Origin of the sequence: Marinobacter sp. 3-2 (assembly GCF_003751355.1) — a bacterium.
Lineage (GTDB): Bacteria > Pseudomonadota > Gammaproteobacteria > Pseudomonadales > Oleiphilaceae > Marinobacter > Marinobacter adhaerens.
In genome coordinates, this window is the sequence record NZ_RJUQ01000014.1 from 264,447 (window position 1) to 279,435 (window position 14,989).

General features: G+C 57.0%; 14 protein-coding genes. 2 read left to right on the plus strand and 12 right to left on the minus strand.

Annotated elements, in window-relative coordinates; translation table 11 throughout:
• Positions 1–130: 130 nt before the first annotated feature.
• The 3 genes from EDB94_RS13860 to EDB94_RS13870 are packed head-to-tail and all read right to left on the minus strand — an operon-like array spanning position 131 to position 5,870.
• Complete coding sequence (locus EDB94_RS13860; RefSeq protein WP_108019646.1) at positions 131–3,253, minus strand: efflux RND transporter permease subunit; 3,123 nt, start codon at positions 3,251–3,253, stop codon at positions 131–133.
• Positions 3,250–4,545: an efflux RND transporter periplasmic adaptor subunit gene (locus tag EDB94_RS13865; RefSeq protein WP_108019648.1), complete on the minus strand. Its 1,296-nt coding sequence runs from the start codon at positions 4,543–4,545 to the stop codon at positions 3,250–3,252. The genes EDB94_RS13860 and EDB94_RS13865 overlap by 4 nt, the downstream gene beginning before the upstream one ends.
• Before the next feature lie 5 nt (positions 4,546–4,550).
• Positions 4,551–5,870 carry a TolC family protein gene (locus tag EDB94_RS13870; RefSeq protein WP_108019650.1) on the minus strand — a complete coding sequence of 440 codons (1,320 nt, stop codon included), beginning with the start codon at positions 5,868–5,870 and terminating at the stop codon, positions 4,551–4,553.
• Positions 5,871–6,085: 215 nt separating this feature from the next.
• Between EDB94_RS13870 and EDB94_RS13875 the strand changes: the two genes are divergently transcribed.
• Positions 6,086–6,370 (plus strand): hypothetical protein, encoded by a 285-nt coding sequence (locus EDB94_RS13875; RefSeq protein ID WP_108019652.1) that lies wholly within the window; start codon positions 6,086–6,088, stop codon positions 6,368–6,370.
• A gap of 149 nt (positions 6,371–6,519) precedes the next feature.
• Positions 6,520–6,786, plus strand: a complete 267-nt coding sequence (locus EDB94_RS20730; RefSeq protein WP_181259083.1) for a hypothetical protein — start codon at positions 6,520–6,522, stop codon at positions 6,784–6,786.
• 119 nt (positions 6,787–6,905) lie between these two features.
• Here EDB94_RS20730 and EDB94_RS13885 read toward each other — a convergent pair whose 3' ends face one another.
• Genes EDB94_RS13885 through EDB94_RS13925 form a run of 9 tightly spaced genes read right to left on the minus strand, consistent with a single transcriptional unit; the run spans position 6,906 to position 14,930 of the window.
• Positions 6,906–7,394 carry a hypothetical protein gene (locus EDB94_RS13885; protein WP_108019656.1) on the minus strand — a complete coding sequence of 163 codons (489 nt, stop codon included), beginning with the start codon at positions 7,392–7,394 and terminating at the stop codon, positions 6,906–6,908.
• Positions 7,382–8,512, minus strand: a complete 1,131-nt coding sequence (locus EDB94_RS13890; protein ID WP_108019658.1) for a hypothetical protein — start codon at positions 8,510–8,512, stop codon at positions 7,382–7,384. The genes EDB94_RS13885 and EDB94_RS13890 overlap by 13 nt, the downstream gene beginning before the upstream one ends.
• Complete coding sequence (locus tag EDB94_RS13895; RefSeq protein WP_108019660.1) at positions 8,505–11,012, minus strand: FtsX-like permease family protein; 2,508 nt, start codon at positions 11,010–11,012, stop codon at positions 8,505–8,507. Before EDB94_RS13895 ends, EDB94_RS13890 begins: the two co-directional genes overlap by 8 nt.
• Entirely contained in the window at positions 11,009–11,695 is a 687-nt protein-coding gene (locus EDB94_RS13900) for an ABC transporter ATP-binding protein (RefSeq protein WP_108019761.1), read from the minus strand. Before EDB94_RS13900 ends, EDB94_RS13895 begins: the two co-directional genes overlap by 4 nt.
• Before the next feature lie 9 nt (positions 11,696–11,704).
• Positions 11,705–12,451 carry an outer membrane lipoprotein-sorting protein gene (locus tag EDB94_RS13905; protein WP_108019662.1) on the minus strand — a complete coding sequence of 249 codons (747 nt, stop codon included), beginning with the start codon at positions 12,449–12,451 and terminating at the stop codon, positions 11,705–11,707.
• A 41-nt stretch (positions 12,452–12,492) separates the two neighbouring features.
• Positions 12,493–12,915 (minus strand): cytochrome c, encoded by a 423-nt coding sequence (locus EDB94_RS13910; RefSeq protein ID WP_260312594.1) that lies wholly within the window; start codon positions 12,913–12,915, stop codon positions 12,493–12,495.
• A complete protein-coding gene (locus EDB94_RS13915; protein ID WP_108019664.1) occupies positions 12,912–13,577 on the minus strand; it encodes an isoprenylcysteine carboxylmethyltransferase family protein in 666 nt (221 codons plus the stop codon). The genes EDB94_RS13910 and EDB94_RS13915 overlap by 4 nt, the downstream gene beginning before the upstream one ends.
• Positions 13,570–13,818, minus strand: a complete 249-nt coding sequence (locus tag EDB94_RS13920; protein WP_108019666.1) for a DUF2933 domain-containing protein — start codon at positions 13,816–13,818, stop codon at positions 13,570–13,572. Before EDB94_RS13920 ends, EDB94_RS13915 begins: the two co-directional genes overlap by 8 nt.
• A 41-nt stretch (positions 13,819–13,859) precedes the next feature.
• A complete protein-coding gene (locus EDB94_RS13925; protein WP_108019668.1) occupies positions 13,860–14,930 on the minus strand; it encodes a YncE family protein in 1,071 nt (356 codons plus the stop codon).
• Positions 14,931–14,989 lie beyond the last annotated feature (59 nt).

A 14,989-nucleotide genomic window follows, 5' to 3' on the forward strand; every position in this document is an offset into this window, starting at 1 on the left:
TATAGACGAGCCTTTTTAAGCAACTGAATACAAGCGCATAAGTTAAATTTCAGGCACTGTTTCTTTCAGTTCACGAGATCAGGAGTGATAGCAAGGTGCCAGGCCGAATCCTGGCACCTTGCTATCGGCGTTACTCACTAAGAGTTCGCTGTTTCCAGAGATAAAAGAGCACAGGAATCACCAGCAACGCCAGAATGACGGCGGAAATCATACCGCCCACCATGGGTGCTGCAATCCGGCCCATCACCTCCGACCCTGTACCGGTGCCAATCATAATGGGCACAAGCCCCCCGATAATGGCGGCCGCCGTCATCATGATTGGCCGAACCCGCATACCGGCACCGTGTAGTACGGCATGGCGGAGGGTTTCTCGCCTTGGCTTCAGCCCTTTGTCTTCACACGTTTCCAGCATTGCGTTATAGGCCTGGTTCAAATACACCAACATGATCACTCCAATCTCCACGGCAACGCCGGCCAGCGCGATGAAACCGACACCGACGGCTACCGAAAAATTATAGCCAAGCAGATACATCAGCCAGATAGCACCGATCATCGCAAACGGCAGCGTGCCCATAATAATTCCCACTTCGGCAAAACGGCGGAAGTTAAGAAACAGCAGGATGACGATGATCGCCAGCGTTAACGGCACCACATAGGTCAGTTTTTCCTTCGCACGGAGCATGTACTCATACTGACCAGACCAGTTGATTGAATAACCGGGAGGTAGATCCGGCTCTTCACTCACGGTAACCATGGCCTGTTCAACATAGGTGCCTACGTCGACACCCTCAATATCCACAAAGGTCCAGCCGTTCAGGCGGGCATTCTCACTCTTAATGGCCGGCGGGCCATCCTCCACGCCGATCTCCGCCACATCTGCCAGGGCAATGCGCTGGCCGGATGCGGTCACGATGGGCAGTTGCTCCAGCTTCTCGGGCGAATCCCGGTAGTCTTCCGGATAACGAAGATTAATGGGATACCGCTCAAGTCCCTCGATGGTTCTGGAAACGTTGATTCCACCAATAGCGGAGGCCACTACCTGCTGAACATCAGCGATATTCAGCCCATAACGAGCGGCACGCTCACGATCAATATCCACCTTGATGTAGCGGCCCCCAGCGACTCGCTCAGAGTAAACGGAGGCTGTACCGGGGATGTCGACCATGACTTCCTCAAGGCGTTTACCGATGTTCTGGATGACGGTAAGGTCCGGACCGGCAATCTTGATGCCCACCGGCGTTTTAATACCCGTTGCCAGCATATCGATGCGCGTGATGATCGGCATAACCCAGGCATTGGTTACCCCCGGGAACCGAATCAGAGTATTGAGCTCCTGCTTCAGCTTTTCGGTGGTCATGCCTTCCCGCCATTGATCCCTCGGCTTGAGCTGGATGAAGGTCTCGATCATCGTCAATGGAGCCGGATCGGTAGCGGTATCCGCCCGCCCCACTTTGCCGAACACGGTTTCGACTTCGGGTACGGTGGCAATCAGCTTGTCCGTTTGCTGCAACAGTTCCCGAGCCTTACCAATGGAGATGCCCGGGTAGGTGGTGGGCATGTACATCAGGTCGCCTTCATCCAGTGGCGGGATGAATTCACTGCCGATTTTGGTGGCTGGCCAAAGGCCCACAGCCAATGCCAGCAACGCAACAATAACCGTCGTTTTCGGGAAGCGTAACACCAGCTTCAGCACCGGCATATAAACGCCAACCAGCAGGCGGTTCACGGGGTTCTTGTGCTCCGGCAGCACCTTGCCGCGAATGAAATAGCCCATCAGCACCGGCACCAGCGTCACCGCCAGGGCCGCACTCGCCGCCATGGCGTAGGTTTTGGTGAACGCCAGGGGAGAAAACATCCGCCCTTCCTGCGCCTCCAGGGCAAACACCGGCACAAAACTGACGGTAATGATCAGGAGCGAGAAAAACAGCGCGGGCCCGACCTCAGAGGCTGACCGTGCAACGACTTCCCATCGGTTCTCAGACGTTAACGGGGTTCGCTCCATGTGTTTGTGCATGTTCTCGATCATTACAATAGCACCATCAATCATGGCGCCGATAGCGATGGCAATCCCCCCGAGTGACATGATGTTGGCATTGATGCCTTGCCAGTGCATGACGATAAAGGCCGCCAGAATACCCACGGGAAGGCTGAGAATCGCCACCAGCGACGAGCGCACGTGGAACAGGAAGACGATGCACACCAGGCCCACCACCAGAAACTCTTCAAGCAGCTTGAAGCCGAGATTATTGACCGCCCGCTCAATCAGACCAGAGCGATCGTAAACCGTCACCACCTCGACGCCTTCAGGCAAACTGGATTTCAGGTCTTCCAGTTTCGCCTTCACGCCATTAATGGTTGCCTGAGCGTTCTCACCAAAGCGCATCACCACAACACCGCCGACGGTTTCACCTTCCCCATTCAGTTCGGCAACCCCACGCCGCATCTGCGGGCCAACTTCAACGGTGGCCACATCTTTCAGCAATATGGGGGTACCGTTGTCATCGAGTCCTAATGGAATCGACAGAAGATCCTCACGGGACTTTATATAGCCAGACGTGCGCACCATGTATTCCGCCTCGGCCATCTCGATGACGGAGGCGCCCACTTCCTGGTTGCCTCTCTTAATGGCGTTCTGGATGTGAGCCAGAGGAATTCCCAGCGCCCTGAGTTTTTCCGGGCTGACCTTGACCTGGTACTGCTTCACCATACCGCCTAGCGCAGCCACCTCAGAGACACCCGGCACCGTTTGCAGTTCGTACTTCAGGAACCAGTCCTGCAGGCTGCGCAACTGGCTTAGGTCCTGGTTCCCAGTGCGGTCTACCAGCGCATACAGGTAAACCCAGCCAACTCCGGTAGCGTCTGGCCCGAGCTGAGGCCTTGCAGAGTCTGGAAGGCTGGGCGCAACCTGGGACAGGTATTCCAGTACCCGGGAGCGGGCCCAGTACATGTCGGTGTCTTCATCGAAGATCACGTAAACATAGGAGTCACCGAAGAACGAGTATCCCCTGACCGTTTTCGCGCCCGGTACCGAGAGCATGGCTGTCGTCATCGGGTAGGTCACTTGGTCTTCCACCACCTGCGGCGCCTGGCCCGGGAAACTGGTTTTGATAATGACCTGCACATCGGACAGATCCGGCAGAGCATCCACCGGCGTTTGTTTCAGCGAATAAAGGCCGAGCCCTGTGATAAGCAACGTCGCCAGCAACACCAGGAAGCGGTTACGAATAGACCAGTGAATAATAGCGGCAATCATGACTCGCCTCCGCCATGGCTCATGGTGCTGTGATCCATGCCTTCATGATCCATCCCCTGCTCATCCATATCCTGAGGCGATGACATCCGTTGGAAGTCCGAGGTTTTGCTGGATTCCGAATCGATTAGGAACTGGGCGGATGTGACCACCGTGTCGCCTGGCGAGAGGCCATTGAGTATTTCCGCATACTTGTCGCCGACGCGCCCAACGGTCACGTTAACCGACTTAAAGGCGCCCTTTTCCATCGCCAGAACCAGTCGGTCGCTCTGTCCGGTGCGGATGACCGACTCCCGCGGCACCAGAAACTGCCGCTGGCCCCGTTCGCCCTGAACATCCAGGCGGGCGAACATACCTGGCATCAGGGCGCCATCATCGTTATCAAAGCGCATCCGCACTTGCGCCGTCCGGGTTTTCGGGTTCACTTCGGGGTAGACGTAATCCACGTTCCCACGCCACTCGCGGCCGGGCATGTAATCCAATGTCATCTGCACCCGGTTACCGGCCTCTACGGCGGAAAGCTGGCTTTCAAACACTTCACCGATAACCCAGACCTCGTCCAGTGCGGCAATCGATAAAACCCGGTCTCCGGGCTTGATGAACATACCCTCACGAACATTCAGATTCTCGATCACCCCGGAACCCGGAGCGTAAACCGTCATGGTTCTCTGCACTTCGCGGTTTTGACGCAGTTGGCTGATCAGGCTAGCTGGTACATTCAGCGCCACCAATCGCTCGGTAGCAGCATCAACCAGTCTCTGATTGCCGCGGTTCATCGCCAGAAGCAGTTCTTCCTGCGCATTTACAAGGGTGGGCGAGTACAGCGTGTACAATGGCTTGCCTTGCTCAACAGGCTCGCCCTCGGCTTTTACATAGAGCGCTTCGATCCAGCCTTCAACACGAGGGTGCACGTGGGCCATCTCGTCTTCGTTGTACTGCACGTAGCCTACTGTAGTGACGTTGTTGGGCAGGCGTCCCTGAATCACCGGCTCCGTGCGGACCCCAAGGTTGTTCACGACCATTGGTGAAATACGGACCGTGCCGGCCGGATCCTCAGCCGACCCACCCTCCTCGTATACCGGGATCAGATCCATCCCCATCGGTGATTTTCCGGGTTTGTCACTTTTGAAATTGGGGTCCATCGGGGCTACCCAATACAGCGGCTCCTTTGGGCCTGCAGCTGCCATTTCAGCTGCAGGCGTCGAAGGAGCTTCAGTATCAAGCCAGTACGTGGCCCCTGCACCGGCGAGACCGCCGAGCAATACAAAGCCCAAAGGGCGAGCAAAATTAGCCATGATGGTCAGTCCTGGTAACGATTCAGTGAAAAGGAAGGTATGTCGGAAGTGTCGGTCGTCAGATAACGGAAACTCGCCAGATTCTTGGCCCGCTCGGCTATCATCTGTATCAACTCAACCTGGGTATTAAGCTCTGCAATTCGTGCTCGCACCGCTTCGGCGAAGTCGCCATCATCGTTGTTGTAAGCCGTCAGTGCGGCGCTTGCCTGCTCTTCCATTTGCGGCAGCAGTGTCTGTTCATAGAGTTCTATGCGGTCATCAAGCCGTTCGATCCGGGCCACGGCAGCACGGGCTTTGGCCTGAAGTCCCCGGATCTGCAAAATACGCTCTGTTTTTGCCGCCTCCAGTCGCGCCACTGATGCATTCAGTTTTCGATCCTGCCGGTTGCTGGTAAAAATCGGGAGATCAAAACCAATGCCTACAGAAAACAGATCGGCCCTGTCCTGACCGTTTGGGGCCCGCTCCCGATACCCGTATTGTGCAGATACTGACCACTCCGGTTTATAGGTCTGGCGAGCCAGGTCAACATCAACAGTCTGCGCATCAATCAACTGATCAGTGGCGCGGATTGACGGGTGACGGATCACAATCTCTGTGGAGGTTTCAGCCCAGCCCAGAGGAAACACTCTCAGCAGCTCATGGGGTACATCGTCCGTGACTGAAAGTTGGGCCTGGTCCAGGCCGATCCATTCTGCCAAAGCCTCGCGACTCGCTGCCTGCTGCGAATGCAGCGCCGTCAGCCGGTCCTCAAGTCGCGTCAGCTCCAGCGAGGCACGGATAACATCCTGCTGCCTGGAACCCATGGTTGCAGAGGTATACCCCGCCTCGGCGACGTCCTCTAACTGTTCAAACAACCCCCGGTTGCCTTCAATCAACCGGATGCTGTGCTCAGATCGCCAGACCTCAAGCCAAAGATGTGTCACCGTTTCCATGACCAGCGCCCGGCGGTTTTCGCGTCGAAAAGGCTGAGCGCCGGCCATTTCCTCTTTTTTTGCGCTGGCCAACTGGCGGCTATTGCCTCGCGGAATTCGCTGGGTAAATCCAATGGTGGCCTGAGTCATTGCCTCCTGTCCGGTATCAAAAGTATCCGTGGGCAAATTCGCGGCACCAATCGTCATCCGGGGGTCCGGGAGTGCGCCATCGGCAATAGATTCTTCCAACAGAGCACTCTGCATCTGAACACTTTGGCGCAGCCAGGGATCATTCTCGATAGCCGCATCAATTGCGCCCGTCAATTCAAGTCTGGGTACCGCCCAACCGGGCAGACTGGTTAAAAGCAGAGCACCGAGGAAGGCCGGCTTTATAAGGCGAAGAAGAAGGGACAATTTTAATTCTCCATTGAATTATTTCTGAAACGCAATCTTATAGCGCTTATCTGAAACCAAACTGAATTACAGATCAAAATGTTTGAATTTGATTTATATCAAACCGCTGTTATTCCTGAATAAAATTACTTTTTTTGAATTATTTATTTTAATTTCAGGATCAATTCAGAAACCGATGTTTTAATTAGCACATCAACCAATCAGGAGGTGTGATTATGAAAAGTGTACTTATATTTGCAGCAGCAGTTACCGTTTCAACATCCGTGCTTGCCGGCAACATGTCAGACAATAAGGACATGAAAGCCATGCACAACCAAATGATGGATAAATCATCTGTTGAAGAAATACTTCAGAATGAAGATATGCAGCGCTTACATAGAGAAATGACACGTTATGCGATGTCTGAAGGAGGTTTTGAGGCTCGCGTGCAAATGATGACGGATGAAGGCCGGGCTTATCATAAGGCGCTGAAGCAAAGCCAAAAAAATACCGCAAGGTAATCCTTGCGGTAAAGTCAACTCGTGGAGACACAGGCGTCGGCTGGCTCGGGCTTCAAGCAGTCGACGCCCTGATCACGCTCAAGTAAACCACAGAAACCTGAAACTGAACTGAATTTCTTGAACAGTTTAAGGTTATTAAGGAGAACGTCATGAAAAAAATCATTATCGCTGCCGCAGCTGCCACTTTATTTTCTACCATGGCCACTGCCAATTCAGGGTTGGCCGACCGGATTAATGAAGCGCGCACTTACCCGAACAAAACAGCCAGCACCGAAAGTACGCAAATGCACTGTATGAAAAACAAACAAAGCGATCGGCATATGGGTAAGCATCAGGTAATCCGGGGTGAGTTACGACATTTAAATTACGAAGCAAAGGATTCAGATGCCCATTCCATGGGTCATACTCATTCCTGATAAAAGCAGTGATTATTAAGTAAATAAATAGTCGATCACCTTTTATAAAAGGTGATCGACTATTTATTGAATATTTAAACTTTTAAAGGTACCTCCCCTCAGTTTCCATAGTGAATCTTTCATTTGGCTCTCAAGGTCAACCATCCAAGAAACATCCATTCGACGACTAATACCGTTAGCAGTGGCAGGAAGACCCATTGAGCGAGAGGGAGCACCCCGGTGCCTGTCCATGAGAGCACGGGCATCAACTCACTATAGTTCCACCTTTCACCTTCCCCTGTCGCCCAATACTCAAAAACGATCGTTACAACTAGTCCGCCTGCAAGGTAAACCGACAGACTGGTTCGTCTCCAGCCGCTCACTGCCCAAAACCAGTCCCTTGATATCAATGCCGCAACGGCATATGCGCCGATGGCTATATTGGCATCTCCGATAGTGGCGCGGGTGCATAACCACACCACATCCAAATGACGGGCCTCAGTCATATCGGTGAAGAACGGAACCTGCACCATTTCCCAGAAAAAGTGCAGAAAAAAACTGACGCCCCAGATCATCAGAACGAGTACAACAGCGGCTCCTGGCCGGTAGGTACTATTCAGAAAAACCACTGCACCTCCATCAATCCTAATGGTTCAAGTCTTCCGTACTCGCTCTCTCTGTCACCCCCGAACCACTGGGCCCCAGCAGTGAAATAGATCTCGTGGCTCAGCGGTAGTATCCACGTGGATCTCGGGTAAAGCACCCAACTGGCATCATCGACATTCCGGATGGTCACCAGCCGATACTGCCAGAAGGGGGTGATATCCTGCCATACCAGAAGCCCGGCATAATGGCTCCCTGCATAGACTGGTTGCGTGGACACCAGGCCGGCCACGCCAGGAAGTCCCGGTGATACGGGCCGACCATTGTAGAAATATTCAACAGCCAGGTTGAGTCCGTTGCGAAATGCCCAATTCAAATCTGCAACTCCTTGCCAGTAGCTGTCCCCGGCATCCGGCTCGCTCCAGACGAGCTCAGAACGCCAACCGGTGCCAGCCACTGAGCCACTGCCGCTGAAACCCGCTTTGGTGACGTCGGCGAACTCACCCACCATCACTCCTGCATCAACGCCGGCGAAAAAACGCTTGGCCCGCGCCGCCGTGCTGGCATTCTCGCTACTATCCTGCGGTGCATGAACGGCACTGAATCGGCCGGTTGCGCCCCAGGATCTATCCCATAACAGGGCGTCTACGCCAATCCGTTCATCGGGCTCCAACTGAAGAGGGCTGACAGGATTGAGGATGTCCATGGGGTTCCATATCAGGGCAGTGGACCAGTTGACCTGTTGACGCCCCAGTCGGAAGTCGCCTAGCGGCGAGCGCCATTGCACGGTACCCCGGTAGAGTTGGTGGCGGGCGACCAGATCCCCGGACTCATGGAACTCGTCTTGCAGCGTCCAGTAGCGCGGGTCCGGCGCACTCTTGAGTATTGCGAATTCCGGTGAATCCAGGAAGCTGCCGGTAAGCAGCTCCAGATCGTAAGCCGCCTCCAGAGTCCAATCGCCCTGACGGTAGCGCGGCTCCAGGCGCAGCCGGGTCAGATTGGACAGGTAAGGGTCACCGTCCACCAGCGAGCGTGAACCCACTGTCTGATTCTTGAGGGAGCCAGAATGGCTGAAATCCGCCTGGACCCCGGAAGCTGAAAGGGCCGCCAGCAGCCCCAGAATGTGGCCAAACCGCCTAACCATGGCGAATGGCCTCCACTGGGTCCAGCCGGGCCGCCCGTCGCGCCGGGTACAGCGCCACCAGCACCGAGCAGGCGAACAGCAGCAGGCTGGGCAACCAGACATGGTCGATGATGAGCACCGGGTACACCTTGTCGGTGATGCCGGGAATGGTCTCGAAGGAGCCAGCGATGGCAGACAGGTCGATGCCGCTGCGGTTCAGCCAGGTGACGAGCAGCCCGCCCAGCACTGTGCCCGCCACCATGCCCAGCAACGCCAGGAACAACGCCTCGAACAGGATGGTCAGCACCAACTGGCTGCCCCGAGTGCCCAGGGCAAGCATGACCCCCAGTTCCCGGGTGCGTTCCATCACCGACATCACCATGGTGTTCATCACCCCGATGGCCACTACCACGAACACCACGGACAGAATCAGGTAAAAGTCGATCTGGGTCATCTCGATCATCTGCACCACCACCGGCAACAGGGTTTCCCAGTCCTGGGCCATCAGTTGGGTATCGGCCAGTTCGCCATTGAGCCGTCCGGCCAGCGGCGTGCTCTGAGTGCGGTCCTGCAACCGCAGGGCGATGCGCGAGGCCTGGTCCGGGGCGAACTCTGCCAATTGGCGGGCCTGGGCGATGTTCAAGAACACGTATTCGCTGTCGAACAGGTCACTGCCGGTGCGGTAGATGCCACGAATGGGATAGGCGCCGGAGGCCAGGTCACCGCCGGCCTGCTGAACGGTCACCACCAGCTTGTCGTTCAGGCGGGCGCCCAGCTCGTCCGCCAGCTTTCGACCGATGACGACGCCATCACCACCAGTCTGAACGTACCGGCCTTCCACCATGTAGCGGGCCAGTTGGGTAACCTGCTGCTCCTGATCCGGCGCCACGCCCACCAGCTCCATGGGCTGGCTGGTTTTGGGATTGGCCACCATGCCTTTCAGCAGGATACGCGGGGCGGCGGCCTGAACGGCGGGTTGATCGCCCAGCGTCGTCAGCTGTGCGCTCACATTGTCGATGCGTAGTTGGGGCGAAAGGTCCACATCGTGCCCCTTCGCCATCACCTGAACGTGGCCACTCAGTTGCTGGGTGGAATTGCGGATCATCTGCTCAAAGAAGCCGTCGGCAAAACCGTAGAGAAACAGATAGGCCGCCAGACCGAAGGCCGTGGCCGAGGCGGTGATGAGCGAACGGCGAGGGTTGCGGAAGACCGAACGGAGGGCCATCTGGGCAAAGATCACGACCATCCGGTTAGACGTCACCTCGCTATGGATGCGACGTAACCGGTTGGTGGCACTGCGGTGAGCATCCATAGCCTCCAGGGGCGTATGACGGCTGGCAATCCAGGCCGGCAGTATTGCTGCCAGCAGGGCCACCACGATGACCACCACGCCGATGATCGCCCAGCGATCGGGGCTGGTGGCGGGATAGACGATGCCGCTCAGGCCGGGCATGGTATCCATCGCCTTTATGTAGGCGGTGAAGTCCAGGCCATGGCTGGCAAAGTAGGCGGTTACCGCCAGCCCAAGGGCCAGGCCGAGGGCATAACCCACCAGGGCCAGCAGCGCAGTCTCCAACAACACCAACTGCACAATGCGCGAACCCGAGGTGCCCACCGCCATCATGACGCCGAACTCCCGCCCGCGCTCCATCACCGACATCAGGATCGTGTTGACGATACCGGCGGCCACCACCACAAACACCACCAGGATAACGATGTAGGTCACGGCATTGTGAAAGTCCACCATCTGCACCAAAGACGGCATCAGCTCGGGCCAGCCCAGCACCTCCACCTGTCGCGCCTGTAATTGCGGTTGCAGGCGGTCTATCACACTTTGCAACTGGTCGGGGTCGTCCACCCGGGCGGCCACTTCAGTGACCCGGCCCCAGAGCGCGTAAACGGCCTGAGCCGCCTCCAGGGGAACCTGGGCAACTTGGCCGTCTATGCGTTTGACGCCGGTTTCAAACACCCCCACCAGGGTGAAACGATCTGCGCCGATGGAGCCGTCGGCGGCCTGCACCACCAGCGCCAGTTCGTCGCCAACCTCAGCTTCCATAGCCTGGGCCGCGCCAGTGCCGAGCAGGATTTCGTTTCCAGATTGCAGGTAGCGACCTGCCACCAGGGAGCGGTCGAGCCGCGTCAGCGCTTTTTCCCGGGCAGGGTCAACGCCGATCACCTGCATCGCCCGGGATTGGTCGGCCAGGCTGGCCAGGGCGTGGCCGGTCAGGCGCGGCGCTGCGGCCGTCACCCCTTCGGTTTCGGCCACCGCCTGAGGCAGATTCCATTGTTGCGGCAGGGCGATGTTCATTTCCCGTTCGTCATGGAAGCCGCGCTTGTGAACCTTGAGATCACCGGTGACATAGCCGGTCATGTTGTTGATCATCTGGGCGTTGATGCCGTCGATGAACGCCCACAGAAACACCAGGCCCGCCACACCCACGGTCAGCGATAACAGGGTGATCCCCGTGCGCCGTCGGTTGGTCCGCAGGTTACCGAGAGCCAGCCGCAGCCAGGCCATCATGGGCGGCGTTCCTCGCGTTCGATCTGGCCGTCCTTGAGATGGACCACCCGCCGGGCACGCTCCATAACCATGGGATCGTGAGTGGAAAAAACGAAGGTGACGCCCTGCTCGTCGTTAAGTCGGCGCATCATGTCCAAGAGCGCCGCGCCAGTCTTGGAATCCAGATTGGCCGTGGGCTCGTCGGCCAGCACGATGGCCGGTTTGCTGACAATGGCCCTGGCCACCGCCACCCGCTGCTGCTGGCCGCCAGAGAGCTCATTGGGCAGTCGGGTTTCCAGCCCGCCCAGCCCCACGTCAGCCAGGATCGCCCGGGCCTGCCGGCGGCGCTCGCCAAAGGGCACACCCCGCAGCATCAGCACGTATTCCACGTTTTCCTGGGCCGAAAGCACGCCAATCAGGTTGTATTCCTGAAACACAAAGCCGATCTTCCACAGGCGCAGGACGGTTCGCTTCTTGCGGCTCAGGCCGGTGATCTCCTGGCCATCTATCTGAATTTTACCGGAGGACGGCTCATCCAGCGCTCCGATCTGGTTCAGCAGGGTGGTCTTGCCGGAGCCGGACGGCCCCACCAGCGTGGTGAACTCCCCGGCCTCGATGGCCACCGACACATCGTCCAGAGCTTTCACGGCAACGCTGTCCTGGCGGTAGATGCGGGAGGTGTGTTCGACATTCACAAGCGTCATCAGCATGCCTCACTGTGGATTGCGCAAGCGGCGCAGGGTGAACAAATCGTCGTCAAGCGGAAGATCGAACTCGATGGCGTCAATCTCAATCACCGTGCGGGACTTGGGGTTGTCCGCATCCACCATGGTCCAGACGGTGGGGATTTTCCGGCCGCCCAGACTGTTAATGTCGCTGTAGGTGATGGTCTTGATCGCCCGGTCCCGTTCGCCGAAATAGGTCATGGCAACCGGAATGTGATCGTCACGAATCTGGAATTCCAGGCGGCTCCAGACCACCGGCGCGTCGGGCCTGGGGGTGGAAACCACGCGATAGGTCGTCGCCCCGCCCTGTTCTTCGCTGCCGGTCACTTCATGGGTGTAGTCATCAACAAACGAGCTTTCCTTGACCAGGTCGTCGTTGCTGAAGTTCGAGCCCATCCAGGGTTGCAGCATCATCGAGGGCGGGATTTTGAGGGTGCGGTCCACCTTGGGCAGGTAGTTCCACATGGCATCACCTATCCGTAGCGAGCCGATGCCGGCTTCCTTCCTGGGGGCGTGGATGCGGATCAGGGTTTTGTCCGGCCGGTCCATCCAGGCTTCCAGGTCCAGTTCCCGGGTCCAGTATTCGGTTTCTATACGCATGGTGAAACGGCCGTGGTTGCTGTCCGACCACAGGGTGGCCTCCATCCCCTCAATCAATGATTCCGCCGAGGGCGCACCACCCAGCGCACTGCCCGGAAAAACACTTAGAAAAGCCACCACCCATAAGCATTTCATACACTGCCTCCTTGAGTTAATCGTCTGATTACCCAGAGAAATCAGAGCCCACTCCTTTCAGACCATGCCTCATAGATCCGCTTTTCCCATTTGCTCTGGAAATAGGCGATAGCGGCTTTTTGATCGTCCCTGGAGAGCTCGCCTGCGAAGGCCGGCATTTTCCCACCCATGGGGGCGCCACCTTGATTGATCGTACCTATCAGCGTGTCGAACGAATGGTGCCAGGCATGGCCCGTTCCGTTGAGCGGTGGCGGCGGATAGGAGCCATCCCTCAGGGTCTTTTTCCAATTGAAAGCGCCTTGGGCATTGCCGCCATGGCAGCTTGCGCAGTTGTCGTCGAAGACCATTGCGCCGCGCTCGACCTGGGCCTGTGTGTACCAGCGGTCATCCACCGTCTGTTTACCGCAGCCGCTGATTAGCGCGACCGCAAGAACGCCTACTGAGATAGTTACCACATGCATCATTCTTGTTCCTCGATTTCCTTGCGCCTCAAATTCCTCAATCGCGGAATAAAACGGGGAGTTCTGGCTGCATAGGCCTGCCAATCGGAGCCGAACGCTTTTTCTGTTTCACGCTCCTCGTGAATAGACAGGCGCGAGTACATCCACACCAGCACCGGGAACATGGCCAGCGTCAGCAGCGTTGGCCACTGCAGCAGAAAACCGAACATGATGAGCACGAAGCCGGAATACTGGGGGTGGCGAACGTGGGCATACAGACCGGTTGTGGCCAACTGCCCTGCCTTTTGCGCGGCATACAGGGTACGCCAGCCAGCCGCAATCAGATAAAACCCGAGGCCAATAAACACTGTGCTCAAGAGATGAAACGGCCCAAAGTGTGGGGAACCCTTCCAACCAAACAGCATTTCCAGCAAGTGGCCACTGTCGTGAGCCAACCAGTTCACGTCGGGATACTGGCTCTGCAGCCAGCCGGAGAGGAAGTAGAGCGTCAGCGGGAACCCGTACATCTCGGTGAACAGTGCCACCAGAAACGCGCTGAAGGCACCAAACGAACGCCAGTCCCGGCGGGTCTGTGGTTTGAAGAAACTGAAGGCGAAGAATATGAAAATCGCCGAATTCAGCACCACCAGGCTCCAAAGGCCATAATCCGATGCACCATCAGTCATCACGCTGCTCTCCACTCTTTCCCGGTTGCTCTGCCTGGTGGTTATGTCCGCCATGTCCGCCATGTCCGCCATGCCCTCCATGCCCTCCATGCCCTCCGTGCATAAAAATATGGATCAGCGGACAAGCAAGCAGTATCAGCCAGGGCAAGGCGCCAAGCAGATGAACCTTGTGTTCTCCCCAGAGTAAAACCAGTGCGATAACGGCAAATATTGCCAAGGTAATTTTAAAGCGTCGATCCATGAGCGGTTCCTTTGCGAAAAAACCAGTGTCAGAACAGAGTACTAATGGGCTTCAAGGGATATCTGATGGCCTATGCCGCTCAGCGCGATCTCATCAACCACATCGAGGGATTCCGGGTCGAGCACCCAAAGCTTGTTCTCTGCCCGACTGGTCACCAGTAGCTGGCCATCGTAGGGAGAGACCGCAAGATGATAGGGCGCAGGAGCCAGCGGCCTGGTGTGGCGGGCGCCGCTGGCTAGCTCAATCCGGACCACCTGGTTGCCGCCCTGGCTGGTGGCATAGAGGGTCTGGCCATCTGCGCTCAAGCCAACGCCATGGGGCGCCTCCCCAACCTCGTACCGGTCCGCCACCGCGCCTTTGGCAAGCTCAAGGACAAGAACCTGGCCGGATGCAGCATCATTCACGTAGAGCCGCTGGTTGCCGGGGGCAAGCACCATATGCTCTGGGTTGCCGCCAACCCGCAGGTTGCGCTCGACGAACCAGTGCTCGGTATCCACTTCGCTGACTGTGCCATTACCGGTATTGCTGACCAGAAGGGATTGGCCGTCGTCGGTTTGCACCAGATAGTTGGGGGCCGGCCCCGTCGCCACAGTTTTGACCAACTGACCGGAATCCAGATCCACAACGCTGATACTGCCACTAGCAGGATGCGTGGAAACGGCATAGCGACCGTCGGAAGTCACCAGCACATGGTGCACCGGCCCCGGCACTTCCAATTTGCGGTCAATCGTCTTTGTGGCCGTATTCACCAAATAGAGCAGCCCGGTACTCCCTGCTTCCAATTCAGTAGACTTCCCGCCCCCATGATGAGCGGCGTGTTCATCTTCTGAAACGCCTTCGGGGCGACTAACCGGCTCCTGACGATCATGCGCCGACAAACTACCCACCACCAGATACCGGCCATCCGGGGTCAGTGCCGAACCGTGGGTATTCAGTGTGCCGCCAATGGACGACGTCACCTTGCGGTTTTCCAGATCAATAACGCCGACGGCATCCGCTGTGCCCATGGGAACAAATGCCCGGTTCGTGTCTGCGGCCACCATCAGCGAAAAACTCATAGCGACACTGGCCGTAATTCCAGCAATCCACTGTTTGCGCAACGAATGTTTCATAGCGTGCCCTTTTTGGTCAGAGAGTTTCAGTAAGATTTCCTCGCCCGGTTAGCAAGATC